At 64.2% G+C, this 17,109-nt stretch carries 14 protein-coding genes; 7 read left to right on the forward strand and 7 right to left on the reverse strand.

Going from position 1 to position 17,109, the window contains the following annotated elements:
- Nucleotides 1–3 precede the first annotated feature (3 nt).
- Nucleotides 4–1,641, reverse strand: a complete 1,638-nt coding sequence (locus C4K40_RS04560; RefSeq protein WP_053138576.1) for a hypothetical protein — start codon at nucleotides 1,639–1,641, stop codon at nucleotides 4–6.
- A gap of 250 nt (nucleotides 1,642–1,891) precedes the next feature.
- Here C4K40_RS04560 and C4K40_RS04565 point away from each other — a divergent pair, with 250 nt between their 5' ends.
- The gene (locus C4K40_RS04565) at nucleotides 1,892–2,833 is read left to right on the forward strand and encodes an AEC family transporter (protein ID WP_022642301.1); all 942 of its coding nucleotides are present in this window, start codon (nucleotides 1,892–1,894) and stop codon (nucleotides 2,831–2,833) included.
- 45 nt (nucleotides 2,834–2,878) lie between these two features.
- On the opposite strand, the gene C4K40_RS04570 is transcribed toward C4K40_RS04565, so the two are convergent.
- From C4K40_RS04570 to gatC, 6 genes are all read right to left on the reverse strand, one after another.
- The gene (locus C4K40_RS04570; RefSeq protein WP_022642302.1) at nucleotides 2,879–3,259 is read right to left on the reverse strand and encodes a carboxymuconolactone decarboxylase family protein; all 381 of its coding nucleotides are present in this window, start codon (nucleotides 3,257–3,259) and stop codon (nucleotides 2,879–2,881) included.
- Nucleotides 3,256–4,320, reverse strand: coding sequence for a calcium/sodium antiporter (locus tag C4K40_RS04575; RefSeq protein WP_031320889.1), 1,065 nt, complete (start codon nucleotides 4,318–4,320; stop codon nucleotides 3,256–3,258). Before C4K40_RS04575 ends, C4K40_RS04570 begins: the two co-directional genes overlap by 4 nt.
- A 48-nt stretch (nucleotides 4,321–4,368) precedes the next feature.
- A complete protein-coding gene (locus tag C4K40_RS04580; RefSeq protein WP_031320891.1) occupies nucleotides 4,369–4,743 on the reverse strand; it encodes a septal ring lytic transglycosylase RlpA family protein in 375 nt (124 codons plus the stop codon).
- Nucleotides 4,744–4,858: 115 nt separating this feature from the next.
- The gene (gene gatB, locus C4K40_RS04585; protein ID WP_053134116.1) at nucleotides 4,859–6,304 is read right to left on the reverse strand and encodes an Asp-tRNA(Asn)/Glu-tRNA(Gln) amidotransferase subunit GatB; all 1,446 of its coding nucleotides are present in this window, start codon (nucleotides 6,302–6,304) and stop codon (nucleotides 4,859–4,861) included.
- Between the two features lie 10 nt (nucleotides 6,305–6,314).
- Nucleotides 6,315–7,766: an Asp-tRNA(Asn)/Glu-tRNA(Gln) amidotransferase subunit GatA gene (gene gatA / locus C4K40_RS04590; RefSeq protein ID WP_053134119.1), complete on the reverse strand. Its 1,452-nt coding sequence runs from the start codon at nucleotides 7,764–7,766 to the stop codon at nucleotides 6,315–6,317.
- 16 nt (nucleotides 7,767–7,782) lie between these two features.
- A complete protein-coding gene (gatC, locus tag C4K40_RS04595) occupies nucleotides 7,783–8,070 on the reverse strand; it encodes an Asp-tRNA(Asn)/Glu-tRNA(Gln) amidotransferase subunit GatC (RefSeq protein WP_022642307.1) in 288 nt (95 codons plus the stop codon).
- Between the two features lie 211 nt (nucleotides 8,071–8,281).
- Between gatC and mreB the strand changes: the two genes are divergently transcribed.
- The 6 genes from mreB (at nucleotide 8,282) to C4K40_RS04625 (ending at nucleotide 17,068) form a co-directional block, all read left to right on the forward strand.
- Nucleotides 8,282–9,319 (forward strand): rod shape-determining protein MreB, encoded by a 1,038-nt coding sequence (gene mreB / locus C4K40_RS04600; RefSeq protein ID WP_022642308.1) that lies wholly within the window; start codon nucleotides 8,282–8,284, stop codon nucleotides 9,317–9,319.
- 142 nt (nucleotides 9,320–9,461) lie between these two features.
- Nucleotides 9,462–10,544, forward strand: coding sequence for a rod shape-determining protein MreC (mreC, locus tag C4K40_RS04605; protein ID WP_083456936.1), 1,083 nt, complete (start codon nucleotides 9,462–9,464; stop codon nucleotides 10,542–10,544).
- The gene (mreD, locus tag C4K40_RS04610) at nucleotides 10,544–11,035 is read left to right on the forward strand and encodes a rod shape-determining protein MreD (protein WP_022642310.1); all 492 of its coding nucleotides are present in this window, start codon (nucleotides 10,544–10,546) and stop codon (nucleotides 11,033–11,035) included. The genes mreC and mreD overlap by 1 nt, the downstream gene beginning before the upstream one ends.
- 43 nt (nucleotides 11,036–11,078) lie before the next feature.
- Nucleotides 11,079–11,675, forward strand: coding sequence for a nucleoside triphosphate pyrophosphatase (locus tag C4K40_RS04615; protein ID WP_053134121.1), 597 nt, complete (start codon nucleotides 11,079–11,081; stop codon nucleotides 11,673–11,675).
- A 56-nt stretch (nucleotides 11,676–11,731) separates the two neighbouring features.
- The gene (rng, locus tag C4K40_RS04620; protein ID WP_022642312.1) at nucleotides 11,732–13,189 is read left to right on the forward strand and encodes a ribonuclease G; all 1,458 of its coding nucleotides are present in this window, start codon (nucleotides 11,732–11,734) and stop codon (nucleotides 13,187–13,189) included.
- Nucleotides 13,190–13,264: 75 nt separating this feature from the next.
- The gene (locus C4K40_RS04625) at nucleotides 13,265–17,068 is read left to right on the forward strand and encodes a YhdP family protein (RefSeq protein ID WP_053134124.1); all 3,804 of its coding nucleotides are present in this window, start codon (nucleotides 13,265–13,267) and stop codon (nucleotides 17,066–17,068) included.
- Nucleotides 17,069–17,109 lie beyond the last annotated feature (41 nt).

Below are 17,109 nucleotides of genomic sequence, written 5' to 3' on the forward strand. Positions count from 1 at the left end.
TTGTCAGGCGTTGCGGTCGATGAAGCGGGTGGCGTTCTTGTCGATGGAGCCGATCAGCTCCGGTGAGCCGCCACGGAACTGGCGGAACACATTGCGCCCGCTGGCGCCGCTGTTGCTGGTGCCGGCCGGGATCGCCAGGGTCGGCTGGAAGCTGTCGCCGAGCTCGACATAGGCCGACCAGGGGCCGATGTACGACTCGTTCAAGCCATTGGTTTCGCTGACGGCGTAGCGCACCGCGTGGCCTGGCAGCCAGTTCGGTTCGCTGGGGGTGTGGCTCTGCCAGCCATCGGCGACGATCGAAGGCATCGCACCGGGGGTTTCCAGGTAGCCCGCCGGCTTGTTGGGGCTGTAGTTCTTGAGCAGCAGGTAGGTGCTCCAGCCCCACCAGTTGTCGATGGTCTTGCTGTCGTTGAGGTTGTTGACGTCGCTGCGACGCAGCACCTGGTCGCCCTTGGTGACGAACAGTGGCGAGAAGTTGCCGCTCTTGGCGGCGTTCAGGTCCGGCGCCACTTTCAGCGCCGCATAGCTGGCCGGGGCCGGCAGGCTGCCGCTGAGGTAGCTGGCGAAGATCTCGTCGGCCGAGCGTTGGACCGCCAGTTTCACCAGCTGGCGATTGCGGTGGTCGACGCTGTCGAAATAGCGCTTGTCGCCGTAGGAGTGCCAGCGATCGCCCTGGGCGTTGCTGACATTGAGGCCGAACTTGCTGTCCTCGTCATGCATGAAGCGGGTGATCAACGAACCCAGGTCGCTGGGAGTGACCACAGCCGCTACTTGCTTGCGCGGCACCCGTACATGGCCGGCGGAGAACAGGTCGGTGAGGAAGTGGTCGGCGAAGGCGCTCATCGCATAGGCCAGTTCCAGTTGCTTGTCATCCGCGGTCTTGCCTGCCTGCACCGCTTGTTGCAGGGCGGCGGTATGGCCGGCGGTGTAGGCCGCCAGGGCCCATTCGCCGAAATGGTCGGCGTTGTTGGCGGCCAGCTTCAGGTAGCGGCCCAGGGGGAACAGCGCGGATACCGCGCTGCCACCGCCGGTGATCTTGTTCCATTCCTCGGACAGGCTGTCGCCGAGGGCGTCATAGGCCTCATGGGGTTGCTTGCCGTCACGGATGGCCTGGTTGGCGGCGGCGATTTCCTTCTGCATCACGGCCAGGATCTGCCGGGCCTCGTCCTTGGAAGCGGGGAGCACTGCCAGGGAGTTGAATGCGGCGATGAAGCGTTGCACCCGTTCTGCCGGGGTCGCGCCATCGCAGATCGGCTGGTCGGGAATACCGTAGAAGTCACCGCCCAGGGCGACGACCTGGCCGTAGGTCAGGGCCAGGCCGTTGGGCAGGTGCAGTTCGACTTGCCAGGCAGGGATGGCGGGGGCGTCCTTGGCGAAACGCAGCAGGGTGCTGTCGCCGATGGCAGTGTGTTCGCCGCCTTCGAAACGCAGCGATGGCTGGCCCGGTGCCACGGGCTGTGGCTCACGGGGCAGGTGTTCCGGGCGGTGGTACTTGATGGTGTGGTGGCCGTCGGCGACCAGTACCAGGTTGTCGCCATCGCCGTTGATGGCGATGCCTTGTTCGGTGAACAGGCGGTCCAGGTCGGCGATGATCTTGCCGGCATGTTGCGGTTGCTGCTTCTGTGCAGAGATTCCTGACATTTCTAGCTCCTTGATATGTCATGGGTTATTTGAATTTAACTGTATGTATATACAGTTAAAATCGAGGATAAACGAAAATCATTTCCCGTCAAGATGGCAAGCATTCGAAGCAGGATGTTTTTTCGCGTCGGCCGGAGTGATGGTTTGGCGAGGCCTCTGGCCCAAGGGTTGGCGGCTCGCTCCTTGAGCGGCCGCGGAATGATTGGATTACCATTGGCCGCCTTACGACAGGCTCAAGGTCCACCCGCCCATGCTGGCCATCTTTTTCGAAACGCTGACGATCACCGCGCCCGTCTTCGCCATGCTGTTGCTGGGCCTGTTGCTCAAGCGGGTGGGCTGGATCAACGACAACTTCATCCATACCGCCTCGGCCCTGGTGTTCAACGTCACCATGCCGGCGTTACTGTTCCTGGGTATCGTCCACGCCGACCTGCGTTCGTCGCTCAAGCCCGGGGTGCTGGTGTATTTTTCCCTGGCCACCCTGGCGTGCTTCGCCCTGGCCTGGCTCTGGGCGATCTGGCGTTGTCCGCGGGAGGACCGCGGCATCTATACCCAGGGCGCGTTTCGTGGCAACAACGCGATCATCGGCCTGGCCCTGGCGGCCAGCATGTATGGCAGCTACGGCATTTCCCTGGGGGCGGTGCTGGCGGCGCTGGTGATCCTTTTCTACAACACCCTGTCGACCATCGTCCTGGCGGTCTACAGCCCGGTGATCAAGTCCGACCCCTGGAGCATCTTCAAGAACGTGATCAGCAATCCGCTGATCGTCAGCGTGCTGGTGGCCGGGCCATTCGCCTACTGGCAGATCGGCCTGCCTGGCTGGTTGCAGACCTCGGGCCAGTACCTGGCGCAGATGACCCTGCCGCTGGCGCTGATCTGCATCGGCGGCACCCTGTCCATGGCGGCCTTGCGCAACAGCGGGCGGATGGCTATCAGTTCCAGCTTGATGAAGATGATCAGCCTGCCGGCGCTGGCGACTTTCGGCGCCTGGCTTTGCGGCTTTCGCGGGGCCGAACTGGGAATCCTGTTCCTGTACTTCGGCAGCCCCACCGCGGCGGCAAGCTTCGTCATGGCCCGGGCGGCCAACGGCAATCATGAACTGGCAGCGGCGATCATCGTCATCACCACGGTGATGGCGGCAGTGACCACCAATATCGGGATCTTCCTGCTGCAGTGGGGCGGCTGGATCTAGGGGGGGGGGGGGCGCCGGCGCGCAGGGGCGACCGGCGACGAGATATCACTGGTCTTGCTGGTAGGCGTCTATCACTTCCTGGGCGGCGCGAAAGGCATCGACGGCCGCCGGCACCCCGGCATACACCGCGCAGTGCAGCAGCGCTTCGCGAATCTCTTCGACAGTGCAGCCGTTGTTCAGCGCGCCGCGTACGTGGCCCTTGAGTTCCTGCGGGCACTTGAGGGCGGTCAGGGCCGCCAGGGTGATCAGGCTGCGGGTCTTGAGCGGCAGGCCTTCGCGGTTCCACACGCCTCCCCAGGCATGTTCGTTGACGAAGTCCTGCAAGGGTTGGCTGAACTCGGTGGCGTTGCCCAGGGCTCGGTCGACGAAGGCATCGCCCATCACCTGGCGACGCATCTGCAGACCGCTTTTATTGTTCTCGCTCATGGCGTTTCCCTCTTGTGTTGGCGGTGCCAGGCCCGTAGCGAACTGAACAGCAGGAACGCCACCAGCGCCGGCAGGATGAAAAACAGCATCAGGCGCTCCAGCTTGCCCGCCAGGGGCATGCCGGTCGTGAAGGACATCACGTGCAGCCCGTAGGCCAGGTACAGGCCGAGCAGCAGCAAGCCCTCGGCCCGAGTCACGCGGTAGCCTGAATAGAACACCGGCAGGCACAGGATCGCGACACCGAGCAGCACCGGCAGGTCGAAGTCCAGGGCATTGGGCGAGACCGACAGCGGCGTGGGCGCCACCAGGGCGGTGAACCCCAGGACCCCCAGCAGATTGAACAGATTGCCGCCGATCACGTTGCCCACGGCGATATCGCGCTGGCCGCGCAGGGCGGCCAGCAGCGAGGTGGCCAGCTGGGGCAGCGAGGCGCTGACGGCGATCACCGTCAGGCCCATGACCCGCTCCGACAGGCCCAGGTCGTCGGCCACTGTGATCGCGGCGCCCAGCAACAAGTGCCCGGCGAATACCAGCAGGCCCAGGCCCAGGAGGATCAGCAGCAGGCTGCTGAACCAGGGCGCCGGGTGCTTGCGCGCGGGTGGCGCGGGGGAGTGCAGGCGCGTGGCGTGGCGTGACTGGCGCGACAGCAGGGCCAGGTACAGCACCAGCGCCGCCAGCAGGATCGCGCCGTCGAGCGGGCCCAGGTGCTCGTTGTAGGCCAGGGCGAATACCAGCAGGCTGGCGCCGATCATCAACGGGATGTCCAGGCGCACCAGTTGCCGGGAAACCCGTAGCGGAATGATCAGCGCCGAGAGGCCCAGGGTCACCAGGATGTTGAAGATGCTGCTGCCGATCACGCTACCCACGGCGATATCGGTGCTGCCGCCCAGCGTCGCTTGCAGGCTGATGGCCAGCTGCGGGGCACTGCTGCCGAAGGCGACGATGGTCAAGCCGATGATCAGCGGCCGCACATGCAGGCGGACCACCAGGCGCACGGCCGCGCGGACCAGCAGCTCGGCACCGGCGACCAGCATCAGCAGGCCGCTGATGAGCTGGATCAGGCTGAGCAGGGGCAGTTCGGCGAAGGCGGTAATGATGAACTCCGGGAATCAGTCGCTGAGGGCTTGGACACGTACTTTCGCGGTTCCGCTGCGCAGCATGTCCAACTGCTGGGCGGCACCGCGGGATAGGTCGATCAGGCGGCCACGGGTGTGCGGGCCTCGATCGGTGATACGGACCACGACGCGCTTGTCGTTGGCCAGGTTGGTGACTTGCACCCGGGTGCCGAAGGGCAGTTGGCGATGGGCGGCGGTAAGGCCGTTCTGGTCGAAGGCTTCGCCGCTGGCAGTGCGCTTGCCGTGATGCCGGGCACCATAGTAGGAGGCGGTTCCGGTCTCGTCATAACCCCGGGGGTCGACCAGTTGGCTACTGGCGCAGCCGCTGAGCAGTGCCAGCAGGGCGCAGGCGCCGAGCCAGGATTGCAGGGGCGAACGCATGGGGAAAAGGGGGGCGGGCATCGATGGGGAAGGAGGGCTTGCCAGCGAGAACGGCGGTACGCGGACCACGTTTCGACTGGCAAGCCACGGCTTCATGTCCCGGTCAGCCTTCGAGCTTGCTTTTCAGCAATTCGTTGACCTGTTGCGGGTTGGCCTTGCCCTTGGAGGCCTTCATCGCCTGGCCGACGAAGAAGCCGAACATCTTGCCGCGCTTGGCTTCGTCCGCGGCGCGATATTGTTCGACCTGCTCGGCGTTGGCCGCGAGCATTTCGTCCAGTACCGCCGAGATCGCGCCGGTGTCGGTGACCTGCTTGAGGCCGCGCTTGTCGATGATCTCGTCGGCGTTGCCTTCGCCGTTGGCCATGGCTTCGAACACGGTCTTGGCGATCTTGCCGGAGATGGTGTTGTCCTTGATGCGCAGGAGCATGCCGCCCAGTTGCTCGGCCGATACCGGGGCTTGGTCGATCTCCAGGCCCTGCTTGTTCAGCAGGCTGCCCAGCTCGACCATGACCCAGTTGGCCGCCAGCTTGGCGTCGCCGGCGATGTTGGCGACCTTCTCGAAGTAGTCCGCCTGCTCACGGCTGGAGGCCAGTACGCTGGCATCGTATACCGACAGGCCGAACTGTTCCTGGAAGCGCTCGCGTTTCTGCGGTGGCAGCTCCGGCAGGGTCGCGCGCACCTGGGCGAGGAAGGCGTCCTCGATGACCACGGGCAGCAGGTCCGGATCGGGGAAGTAACGATAGTCGTTGGCTTCTTCCTTGCTGCGCATCGGACGGGTCTCGTCCTTGTTCGGATCGTACAGGCGAGTCTGCTGGATCACCTTGCCGCCGTCCTCGATCAGGTCGATCTGGCGCTGGATCTCGGAGTTGATCGCCTTCTCGATGAAGCGGAACGAGTTGACGTTCTTGATCTCGCAGCGGGTGCCGAACTCGGCCTGGCCCTTGGGGCGGATCGAGACGTTGCAGTCGCAGCGCAGGGAACCTTCGGCCATGTTGCCGTCGCAGATCCCCAGGTAGCGCACCAGGGCGTGGATCGACTTGACGTAGGCCACGGCTTCCTTGGCGCTGCGCAGGTCAGGCTCGGAAACGATTTCCAGCAGCGGCGTGCCGGCGCGGTTCAGGTCGATGCCGGTGGCGCCGTTGAACTCTTCGTGCAGGCTCTTGCCGGCATCTTCCTCCAGATGCGCACGGGTGATGCCGATGCGCTTGACGGTGCCGTCTTCCAGGGGGATGTCCAGGTGACCCTTGCCGACGATCGGCAGGTCCATCTGGCTGATCTGGTAGCCCTTGGGCAGGTCCGGGTAGAAGTAGTTCTTGCGGGCGAACACGTTGTGCTGGCCGATCTGGGCGTCTACCGCCAGGCCGAACATCACCGCCATGCGCACCGCTTCCTGGTTCAGCACCGGCAGCACGCCGGGCATGCCCAGGTCCACCAGGCTGGCCTGGGTGTTGGGCTCGGCGCCGAAGGCGGTGGAGCTACCGGAGAAAATCTTCGATTGAGTGGTGAGCTGGGTATGGATCTCCAGCCCGATCACGACTTCCCATTGCATGTGTGTCTCCTCAGAAGCCGGTTGGGGTGCGGGTGTGCCAGTCGGTGTGCAACTGGTACTGGTGCGCAACGTTGAGCAAGCGGCCTTCCTGGAAATACGGGGCAAGCAGTTGCACGCCCACCGGCAGGCCATCGACGAAACCTGCCGGCATGGACAGGCCCGGCAGACCGGCGAGGTTGGCGGTGATGGTGTAGACGTCTTCCAGGTACGCAGCGACCGGGTCGCTGTTCTTGGCGCCGAGTTTCCAGGCCGGGTTCGGCGTGGTCGGGCCGAGGATGACGTCGACTTCGTTGAAGGCGTTCATGAAGTCGTTCTTCACTAGGCGCCGGATCTTCTGCGCCTTGAGGTAGTAGGCGTCGTAGTAGCCGGCGGACAGCGCGTAGGCGCCGACCATGATCCGGCGCTGTACTTCGCTGCCGAAGCCTTCGCCACGGGAGCGGGTGTACAGGTCTTCCAGATCCTTGGGGTTCTCGCAGCGGTAGCCGAAGCGCACGCCGTCGAAACGCGACAGGTTGGAGGAGGCTTCCGCCGGGGCGATCACGTAGTACGCCGGGATCGCGTGCTGCATGTTCGGCAGGCTGATTTCCTTGATCACCGCACCGAGCTTCTCCAGCTCCTTGATGCTGGTGTGGATCAGGTCGGCGATGCGCGGGTCGAGGCCGGCGCTGAAGTACTCCTTCGGCACGCCGATGCGCAGGCCCTGCAGCGAGCCGTTGAGGCTGGCGCTGTAGTCGGGCACGGGTTCATCGATGCTGGTGGAGTCGTTCGGATCGAAGCCGGCCATGCCTTGCAGCAGGAGCGCGCAGTCTTCGGCTGTGCGTGCCAGCGGGCCGCCCTGGTCGAGGCTGGAGGCGTAGGCGATCATGCCCCAGCGGGACACGCGACCATAGGTCGGCTTCAGGCCGGTGAGGTTGGTGAAGGCCGCAGGCTGGCGAATCGAGCCACCGGTATCGGTGGCCGTTGCGGCCGGCAGCAGGCGTGCGGCCACGGCTGCGGCGGAACCGCCGGACGAACCGCCCGGCACGTGCTCGAGGTTCCACGGGTTCTTCACCGCGCCATACCAGCTCGACTCGTTGGCCGAGCCCATGGCGAATTCGTCCATGTTGGTCTTGCCCAGGGTCACGGTACCGGCGGCGGCCAGCTTGGAGACCACGGTGGCGTCGTAGGGCGCCTTGAAGTTGTCGAGCATCTTCGAGCCACAGCTGGTGCGGATGCCCTGGGTGCAGAACAGGTCCTTGTGGGCGATCGGCGCGCCCAGCAGGGCACCGCTCTCGCCATTTGCGCGACGGGCATCGGCGGCCTTGGCCTGGGCCAGCGCGAGGTCTTCGGTGAGGCTGATGAAGCTGTTGATCTGCGGGTCGAGCTGGGCGATGCGCGCCAGCAGGGTCCGGGTCAGTTCTTCGGAGGAGAATTTCTTGTCGGCGAGTCCGCGGGCGATCTCGGCCAGGGTCATGTGGTGCATTGCAGGCTCTTTCCCTTTAGTCGATGACTTTCGGAACCAGGTACAGGCCGTTTTCGACCGCTGGCGCGATGGACTGGTAGGCCTCGCGATGATTGGACTCGGTCACAACGTCTGCGCGCAGGCGCTGGCTGGCTTCCAGGGGGTGGGCCAGCGGCTCGATACCGTCGGTATCGACTGCCTGCATTTCATCCACCAGCCCCAGAATGCTGTTCAGGGCGGAGGTGATGTGTGGAAGATCGCCTTCATTGAGCTTGATGCTGGCCAAATGAGCGATTTTTTCCACATCGGAGCGTTCAAGCGCCATGGGATTCTCCAGTGGAAAACAAAAGCGGAAATCGTCCGCGTGTCAGATTGTCGGAACACTACCGTATTTCTACGGTCTTACGGCCGCGATTGTGGGGGTTGGTGCACAGAAAAGCCGCCAATTTAACATATTGGCGCCTTGCCCAAAATCCCTGTCGTTGTTAGAGTTTGCCGCACTTTTTTACCCACGCGTTGCCTAGGGTCCCTTTCCCATGTTCAAGAAACTGCGTGGCATGTTTTCCAGCGATCTTTCCATTGACCTGGGCACTGCCAACACCCTTATTTACGTGCGCGAGCGCGGTATTGTCCTGAATGAACCATCTGTCGTAGCCATCCGGACCCACGGTAATCAGAAAAGTGTTGTGGCGGTTGGTACCGAAGCCAAGCGCATGCTCGGTCGTACTCCGGGCAACATTGCTGCCATTCGTCCGATGAAAGACGGCGTGATCGCCGATTTCAGCGTCTGCGAAAAGATGCTGCAGTACTTCATCAACAAGGTTCATGAAAACAGCTTCCTGCAGCCCAGCCCTCGTGTGCTGATCTGCGTTCCATGCAAGTCCACCCAGGTTGAGCGTCGTGCCATCCGTGAATCGGCCCTTGGCGCCGGTGCCCGTGAAGTGTTCCTGATCGAAGAACCGATGTCCGCCGCTATCGGCGCCGGCCTGCCGGTCGAGGAAGCCCGTGGCTCGATGGTCGTGGATATCGGTGGCGGTACCACCGAGATCGCCCTGATCTCCCTGAACGGCGTGGTCTATGCCGAGTCCGTCCGTGTCGGCGGCGACCGCTTCGACGAAGCCATCGTCACCTACGTGCGCCGCAACTACGGCAGCCTGATCGGCGAATCCACCGCCGAGCGCATCAAGCAGGAAATCGGCACCGCCTACCCGGGCGGCGAAGTGCGCGAAGTTGACGTGCGCGGCCGTAACCTGGCCGAGGGCGTGCCACGTGCCTTCACCCTGAACTCCAATGAAGTGCTGGAGGCTCTGCAAGAGTCCCTGGCCGCCATCGTTCAGGCAGTGAAGAGCGCCCTGGAGCAGTCGCCTCCGGAGCTGGCCTCGGATATCGCCGAGCGTGGCCTGGTGCTGACCGGTGGTGGCGCGCTGCTGCGTGACCTGGACAAGCTGCTGGCCCAGGAAACCGGCCTGCCGGTGATCGTCGCCGAAGACCCGCTGACCTGTGTCGCCCGCGGCGGTGGCCGTGCATTGGAAATGATGGACAAACACACCATGGACCTGCTCTCCAGCGAATAACTTCGCTGTCGGCATCTATGCTGTTGCGCTCACAGGCAGCACTTTGCAGTGCTGCCTGTCGCGTTTATCTTCTGTCAATCTGCACCCAGGCCGGTTCGACGCCTTATGAATAGACACAACATTTGCCCGGGAGGAGCGGCTTATTAAACCGCTTTTCGCCAAAGGCCCCTCATTGGGCGTGCGCCTCCTCGTGCTGGTCGTGCTGTCGATCACGCTGATGGTGGTCGACGCGCGCTTCACACTGCTCAAGCCGGTGCGTAGCCAGATGTCGCTGGTGCTGATGCAGTCCTACTGGATCACCGATCTGCCGCAACGGCTATGGCAAGGCGTGGCCAGCCAATTCGGCAGCCGCACCGAACTGGCCGCTGAAAACGAAAAACTCAAGACCGAGAACCTGCTGTTGCAGGGGCGCCTGCAGAAGCTTGCGGCCCTGACCGAGCAGAACGTACGTCTGCGCGAGCTGCTCAATTCCTCGGCACTGGTCAACGAAAAGGTCGAAGTGGCCGAGTTGATCGGCATGGACCCCAATCCCTTCACCCACCGCATCCTGATCAACAAGGGTGAGCGCGACGGCGTGTTCCTCGGCCAACCGGTGCTCGATGCCCGGGGCCTGATGGGCCAGGTAGTGGAGCTGATGCCCTATACCTCGCGCGTCCTGTTGCTCACCGACACCACCCACAGCATTCCCGTGCAGGTCAATCGCAACGGCTTGCGCGCCATCGCCAGCGGCACCGGCAATCCGGAGCGCCTGGAACTGCGCCATGTGGCCGATACCGCAGACATCAAGGAAGGCGACCTGCTGGTCAGCTCCGGCCTGGGGCAGCGTTTCCCCGCCGGCTACCCGGTGGCCACCGTCAAGGAAGTGATCCACGACTCCGGCCAGCCGTTCGCTATCGTTCGCGCGGTGCCCACCGCGGCGTTGAACCGCAGTCGCTACCTGCTGCTGGTGTTCAGCGATTCGCGTACCGCCGAAGAGCGCGCCAATGATGCGGCCCAGGCCCAGGAGGCCCAGGACCAGCAAGGTGGCGTCATTGTGCCGGCCACGGTCGCCAAGCCCGCGGCAGCGCCTGCACCTGCAGCGGCCGCGCCGGCCAGCGCTCCTGCGGCAACCCCGGTCAAGCCCGCGGCCCATGCTCCGGCCAAGCCGGTCCACAAACCCGTGGTGAAACCGGCAGCCGCCAAGCCGCCAGCCGCAGCGCCGGCCACCACCGTAGGAAGAGAATAATGGCGGGCACTACCTATTCGAATAACGGCTGGATCGTCTGGCTGACATTCCTGGTGGGCATGTTGCTCAGCGTGTCGCCGATGCCGCAGTTCATGGAGATCCTACGACCCCTGTGGCTGGCCTTGCTGCTGGCATTCTGGAGCCTGGCCCTGCCGCACAAGGTGGGCATGGTCACTGCCTGGTGCCTGGGGCTGGCCATGGACGTGCTGTATGGCACGTTGCTGGGACAGAACGCGTTGATCCTGACCCTGATCACCTTCCTGGTGCTGTCCTTGCAGCAGCGCCTGCGGATTTTCCCGATGTGGCAGCAGAGCCTGGTGATCCTGGTGATCTTCGGCCTGGCGCAGCTGGTGCAACTCTGGCTCAGTGCCCTGACCGGCAACCGCCAGCCGACCTTGGCGGTGGTCCTGCCAGCCCTGGTCAGCGCCTTGTTATGGCCTTGGGTCAGCTTCGGCCTGCGCGGCTTGCGCCGGCGTTTCAAGATCAACTGAGCCGGTCAGGCATTGGCCCGCACCTCGACAGGGAGATGTCTTGATGAATCCGCTCTACCTCGCTTCCGGTTCACCGCGTCGGCGTGAACTGCTCACCCAGATCGGCGTGCCGTTCACTGTCATCGGCGCGGACATCGATGAAACCCCGCTGGCCGCCGAAACCCCTGCCGCCTATGTCGAACGCCTGGCCCGTGGCAAGGCGGCGGCCGGTCGCGCGGCACTGGCCAGCGATTCCACGGCCTGTGTCCTGGGCGCCGATACCGCAGTGGTGCTCGATGGCCGCATCCTCGGCAAACCGAGGGACCAGGCCGACGCTCTGGAGATGCTCATGGCGCTTTCCGGGCGCGAGCATGAGGTGCTGACGGCAGTCGCCCTGCTCGACGGTCAGCGCAGTCAGGCGCGGGTGGTGCGCAGCCTGGTGCGGTTGCGCTCGATCAGCGAACAGGAAGCGACGCGCTACTGGGCCAGCGGCGAACCCCGGGACAAAGCCGGCGGTTATGCGATCCAGGGGCTTGCAGCGGTGTTTGTGGCAGGGCTCAATGGCAGCTATTCCGCGGTGGTCGGCTTGCCAGTGTGCGAAACCGCAGAGCTGCTCGGTGATTTCGGCATTTCCTGCTGGCAAGACGTTCCAGCGCACTAAGGTATTCAATCCGACCCATGCGGCCCTCCATGAACACGTCCGAACGAGACCTTGCCATGAGTGAAGAGATCCTGATCAACATCACACCGATGGAATCGCGGGTGGCGGTGGTCGAAAACGGCGTGCTGCAGGAGGTCCACGTCGAACGTACCCAGCGTCGCGGTATCGTCGGCAATATCTACAAGGGCAAGGTGGTGCGGGTCCTGCCCGGCATGCAGGCGGCCTTCGTCGATATCGGCCTGGACCGCGCGGCCTTCATCCATGCCTCGGAAATCTCCAGCCGCGAGGGCACGGCGGTGGAGAGCATCAGCGCCCTGGTCCATGAGGGGCAGAGCCTGGTGGTACAGGTCACCAAGGACCCCATCGGCACCAAGGGCGCGCGCCTGACCACCCAGCTGTCGATCCCGTCGCGCTACCTGGTGTACATGCCGCGCACCGCCCATGTCGGCATTTCGCTGAAGATCGAGGACGAGGCCGAGCGCGAGCGCCTCAAACAGGTGGTCAGTGATTGCGTGGCCCAGGAGGGCATCCAGGAGGCCGGCGGCTTCATCCTGCGCACCGCCGCCGAAGGCGCCGGCGCCGACGAGATCATGATGGACATCCGCTACCTGCGCAGGCTCTGGGACCAGATTGGCGCACAGATCAAGACCATCGGTGCACCCAATGTGATCTACGAGGACCTGGGCCTGGCCCTGCGTACCTTGCGTGACCTGGTGAGCCCGAAGATCGAGAAGATCCGCATCGACTCCCGGGAAACCTTCCAGAAGACCACGCAGTTCGTTGCCGAATTGATGCCGGAAATCGCCGACCGCCTGGAGCACTATCCGGGCGAACGGCCGATCTTCGACCTGTACGGGGTCGAGGACGAAATCCAGAAGGCCCTGGAGCGCAAGGTACCGCTCAAGTCCGGCGGCTACCTGGTGGTGGACCCGGCCGAGGCCATGACCACCATCGACGTCAACACCGGCGCCTTCGTCGGCCATCGCAATCTGGAAGAGACCATCTTCAAGACCAACCTGGAGGCGGCGACAGCCATCGCCCGCCAGCTGCGCCTGCGCAACCTGGGTGGGATCATCATCATCGACTTCATCGACATGGAAGACGAAGAGCACCAGCGCCAGGTGTTGCGGACCCTGGAGAAACAGCTGGAGCGCGATCACGCCAAGACCAACATCATCGGCATCACCGAGCTGGGACTGGTGCAGATGACCCGCAAGCGCACTCGGGAAAGTCTGGAACAGGTACTCTGCGAGCCCTGCAGCAGCTGTCAGGGGCGGGGTAAGTTGAAAACCCCGGAAACCGTCTGTTACGAGATATTCCGCGAAATCCTCCGTGAGGCCCGGGCCTACCAGGCCGAAGGTTATCGGGTACTGGCCAACCAGAAGGTGGTCGACCGCCTGCTCGATGAAGAGTCGGGCAATGTCGCGGAGCTGGAAGGTTTCATCGGTCGCACCATCAGGTTCCAGGTCGAAACCATGTATTCCCAGGAACAATACGACGTGGTGCTGCTCTGATTCCGCGTGTTCTACATGATTGGAAACGGCTGGCTTCAGCTTTTTGCATGACATTTGCCATGGGAGCCAACTGACATGGAGCGGCTGATCCGCTTGTTCACCACACTGGTCCGCTGGGGACTGGGCCTCTGTACGCTGGCACTGGTGGCGACCGCCCTGTACGTCAGCCTGGGCCGGGAACTGACGCCGCTGGTAGCCGAGTACCAGGCCGAGGTCGAGGCCAAGGTCCAGGACGCCGTCGGCCTGCCGGTGCATATCGGCAGCCTGGAGGGGCGCTGGAGCGGCCTGTCGCCGATCCTCCTGGCCCATGACGTGATGGTGGGCGAGGGCGCCAATGCCCTGCGCCTGGATCGGGTCAGCGTCGCCCCGGACATGCTCGGTAGCCTCTTGGCCCGCGACTTGCGGATCGGCCACCTGGAGCTCAGCGGCCTGAGCCTGAGCTTCAAGGAAGGCGCGGACGGCCAATGGCAGCTCGAAGGCCTGCCGGTGCAGCAAGACCAGCCCTTGGAGCCGGAGCAACTGTTGTCGCGCCTGCAGCAACTGGCGGAACTCTCGGTGCTGGACAGCCAGGTCACCCTGTTGCCCCGTGACCACCAGCCCATCGCCTTGTCGTATGTCGGCCTCAATTTGCGCAGCGGATCCAGCCGCCAACGCCTGGACCTGCGCCTGAACCTGCCGGACGGCCAGCCCCTGGCCCTGAGCTTGCGCACGCGGATCCGCGCCGAGGCCTGGCGCGATGCACAGGCCGACCTGTACCTGAGCCTGCCGCAGAGCGACTGGGCGCGTTGGCTGCCACCGCGCCTGACCCAGCAATGGAAGTTCTCGGAGCTCAAGGCCGGCGGCGAGCTATGGCTCAGCTGGGGCCAGCGCACCGTGCAGAGCGCAGCGCTGCGCCTCAATGCACCGCAACTGACCGGTGCCTACGCCGCGCGTACCCCGGTGACCCTGAAGAACCTGGCGCTCAACGCCAATCTGCAGCGCAATGCCCAGGGCCTCGAGGTGCAGTTGGACTCCCTGGCCTTGAACCTGGGCCAGACCCGCTGGGAGTCGCGCCTGCAATTGCAACAGCGCAATACTGGCGAGCAGAACGAAGAACTCTGGCACCTGCAGGCCGACCGCCTGGACCTGGCGCCCATCACCCCGATCCTCGATGCGCTGGCACCTTTGCCCGAGGGCGTAGCCACGGCTGTCGACCACCTGAAGGTCACTGGTGGGCTGCGCAATGTGCTGCTGGACTACCGACCCCAGGCCACGGGCGATGAGCGCCTGAGTTTCGCCGCCAACCTCGATCGTGTCGGTTTCGATGCCTATCACGGCGCTCCTGCTGCACGTAACGTCAGCGGCAGCATCAGCGGCAACCTGGGCAAGGGCGAGCTGCGCATGGACAGCAAGGACTTCTCCTTGCACCTGTACCCGATCTTCGCCAAGCCTTGGCAGTACATCCAGGCCAACGCGACGCTGACCTGGAAGCTCGACCAGGAAGGCTTCACCCTGATCGCTCCGTATCTCAAGGTGCTGGGCGAGGAAGGCAAGATCGCCGGCGACTTCCTGATCCGCCTGCACTTCGATCATGCCCAGGAAGACTACATGGACCTGCGGGTCGGCCTGGTGGACGGCGATGGGCGCTATACCGCCAAGTACCTGCCCCAGGTGCTCAACCCGGCGGTGGATGAATGGCTGCGCACGGCAATCCTCAAGGGCGCGGTGGACCAGGGCTTCTTCCAGTACCAGGGCTCGCTGAACCACGACGCCATCGAGGCCGCGCGCAGCATCAGCCTGTTCTTCAAGGTGCATGATGCCGAGCTGGCCTTCCAGCCGGGCTGGCCGCACCTGACCAAGGTCAACGGCGACGTGTTCATCGAAGGCAGCCGGGTGCGCATCGTCGCCAGCAACGGCCAGTTGCTCGATACCAAGGTGCGCGATGTGTTCGTCAACATCCCCCATGCGCCGGACGGGCAAAGCTCGCACATGTACATCGACGGCGATTTTGCCGGTGGCCTGGGCGATGGCCTGAAGATCCTCCAGGAGGCTCCGATCGGCACCGCCTCGACCTTCGCGGGCTGGCAAGGCGAGGGCGACCTGCAAGGCAAGGTGGACCTGGATATCCCCCTGGCCAAGGGCGAAGAGCCGAAGATCGTGGTGGATTTCAAGACCGACAAGGCCCGTCTCAAGCTCAGCGAACCGCCGCTGGAGCTGACCCAGCTCAAGGGCGACTTCCGCTTCGACAGCGCCAAGGGCTTGAGCGGCGAAGGGATCAGTGCCCAGGCATTCGAGCGGCCGCTGACGGCGCAGATCTTCGCCGATGGCCGCGCCGGCAAGCTCAATACCCGGGTGGTGGCCAAGGGGCAGGTGGCGGTCAAGAAGCTTACCGACTGGTTGCAGGTCAGCCAGCCATTGCCGGTGTCTGGCGAGTTGCCGTTCCAGTTGCAGCTGAACCTCGATGGCGCCGATAGCCAGCTGATGGTCAGTTCCAGCCTCAAGGGCGCCGCGGTGGACCTGCCGGCACCATTCGGCATGTCCGCCAATACCGGGCGCAACAGCGTGTTTCGCATGACCTTGCAAGGTGCCGAGCGTCGCTACTGGTTCAGTTACGGCGACCTGGCGGGCTTCACCTTCGCCGCCCCCAATGGCAAGTTCGCCGAAGGCCGGGGGGAGTTGTTCCTCGGTGGCAGCGAAGCCCAGTTGCCGACGGTCAAGGGCCTGCGGGTGCGAGGCGTGTTGTCGGAGCTGGATGTCGAGCCCTGGAAGGCCCTGGCCGACCGCTATGCCGGGCAAGACCCCGGAGGCAGCGCCAAGCAACTACTCAGCAGTGCGGACTTCAAGGTCGGCAAGCTCACGGCCTTCGGCAGCACCCTGGACCAGGTCAACTTGTTGCTGACCCGCAAGCCCAGCGCCTGGGAGCTGCAGATCGATAGCCAGCAAGCCAAGGGCAATGTCGGTATTCCCGATGCCAAGGCGGCGCCCATGGCCATCGACATGCAGTACGTCCGCCTGCCGGCTGTCGACCCGACGGTCCAGGCCGATGAAAACGCCCCTGACCCCCTGGCATCGGTGGATCCCAAGAATGTGCCGCCGCTGGACATCTCCATTGCCCAGCTGTTCCAGGGCCCGGACCTGATTGGCCGTTGGGCGCTCAAGGTCCGGCCTACACCCAAGGGCATGTCGTTCAATGGCTTGAACCTTGGACTCAAGGGCATGTTGCTCGAAGGCGACGGTGGCTGGGAGGGGCAGGCGGGGGCCAGCAGCAGTTGGTACCGGGGACGCATCGGTGGCAAGAACCTGGCTGATGTACTCAAGGGCTGGGGCTTTGCCCCTACCGTCACCAGCGAGGACTTTCACCTGGACGTCGATGGCCGTTGGCCCGGTTCGCCGGCCTGGGTTGGCTTGAAGCGTTTCTCCGGCAGCCTCGATGCGACCCTGAACAAGGGGCAGTTCGTCGAGGTCGAGGGCGGTGCCCAGGCCCTGCGGGTATTCGGCTTGCTCAATTTCAACTCCATTGGCCGGCGCTTGCGCCTGGACTTCTCCGACCTGTTCGGCAAGGGCCTGAGCTACGACCGGGTACGGGGCGTGCTGGCGGCCAGCAACGGGGTGTATGTCACCCGTGAGCCCATCGCGCTCACCGGGCCATCGAGCAACCTGGAGCTCAACGGCACCCTGGACATGGTGGCCGACCGGGTGGACGCCAAGCTGCTGGTGACCCTGCCGGTGACCAACAACCTGCCGATCGCCGCCCTGATCGTCGGGGCGCCGGCGGTGGGTGGCGCGCTGTTCCTGATCGACAAGCTGATCGGCGATCGCGTGGCGCGGTTCGCCAGCGTCAAGTACAACGTCAAGGGGCCGTGGAAAGAGCCGAAGATCACCTTCGACAAGCCGTTTTGAGCATCTGCGGCTTGCGTCCATGGAGTAGCATGGCGCTCTAC

The organism is Pseudomonas sp. CMR5c (genome assembly GCF_003850545.1).
GTDB lineage: Bacteria > Pseudomonadota > Gammaproteobacteria > Pseudomonadales > Pseudomonadaceae > Aquipseudomonas > Aquipseudomonas piscis.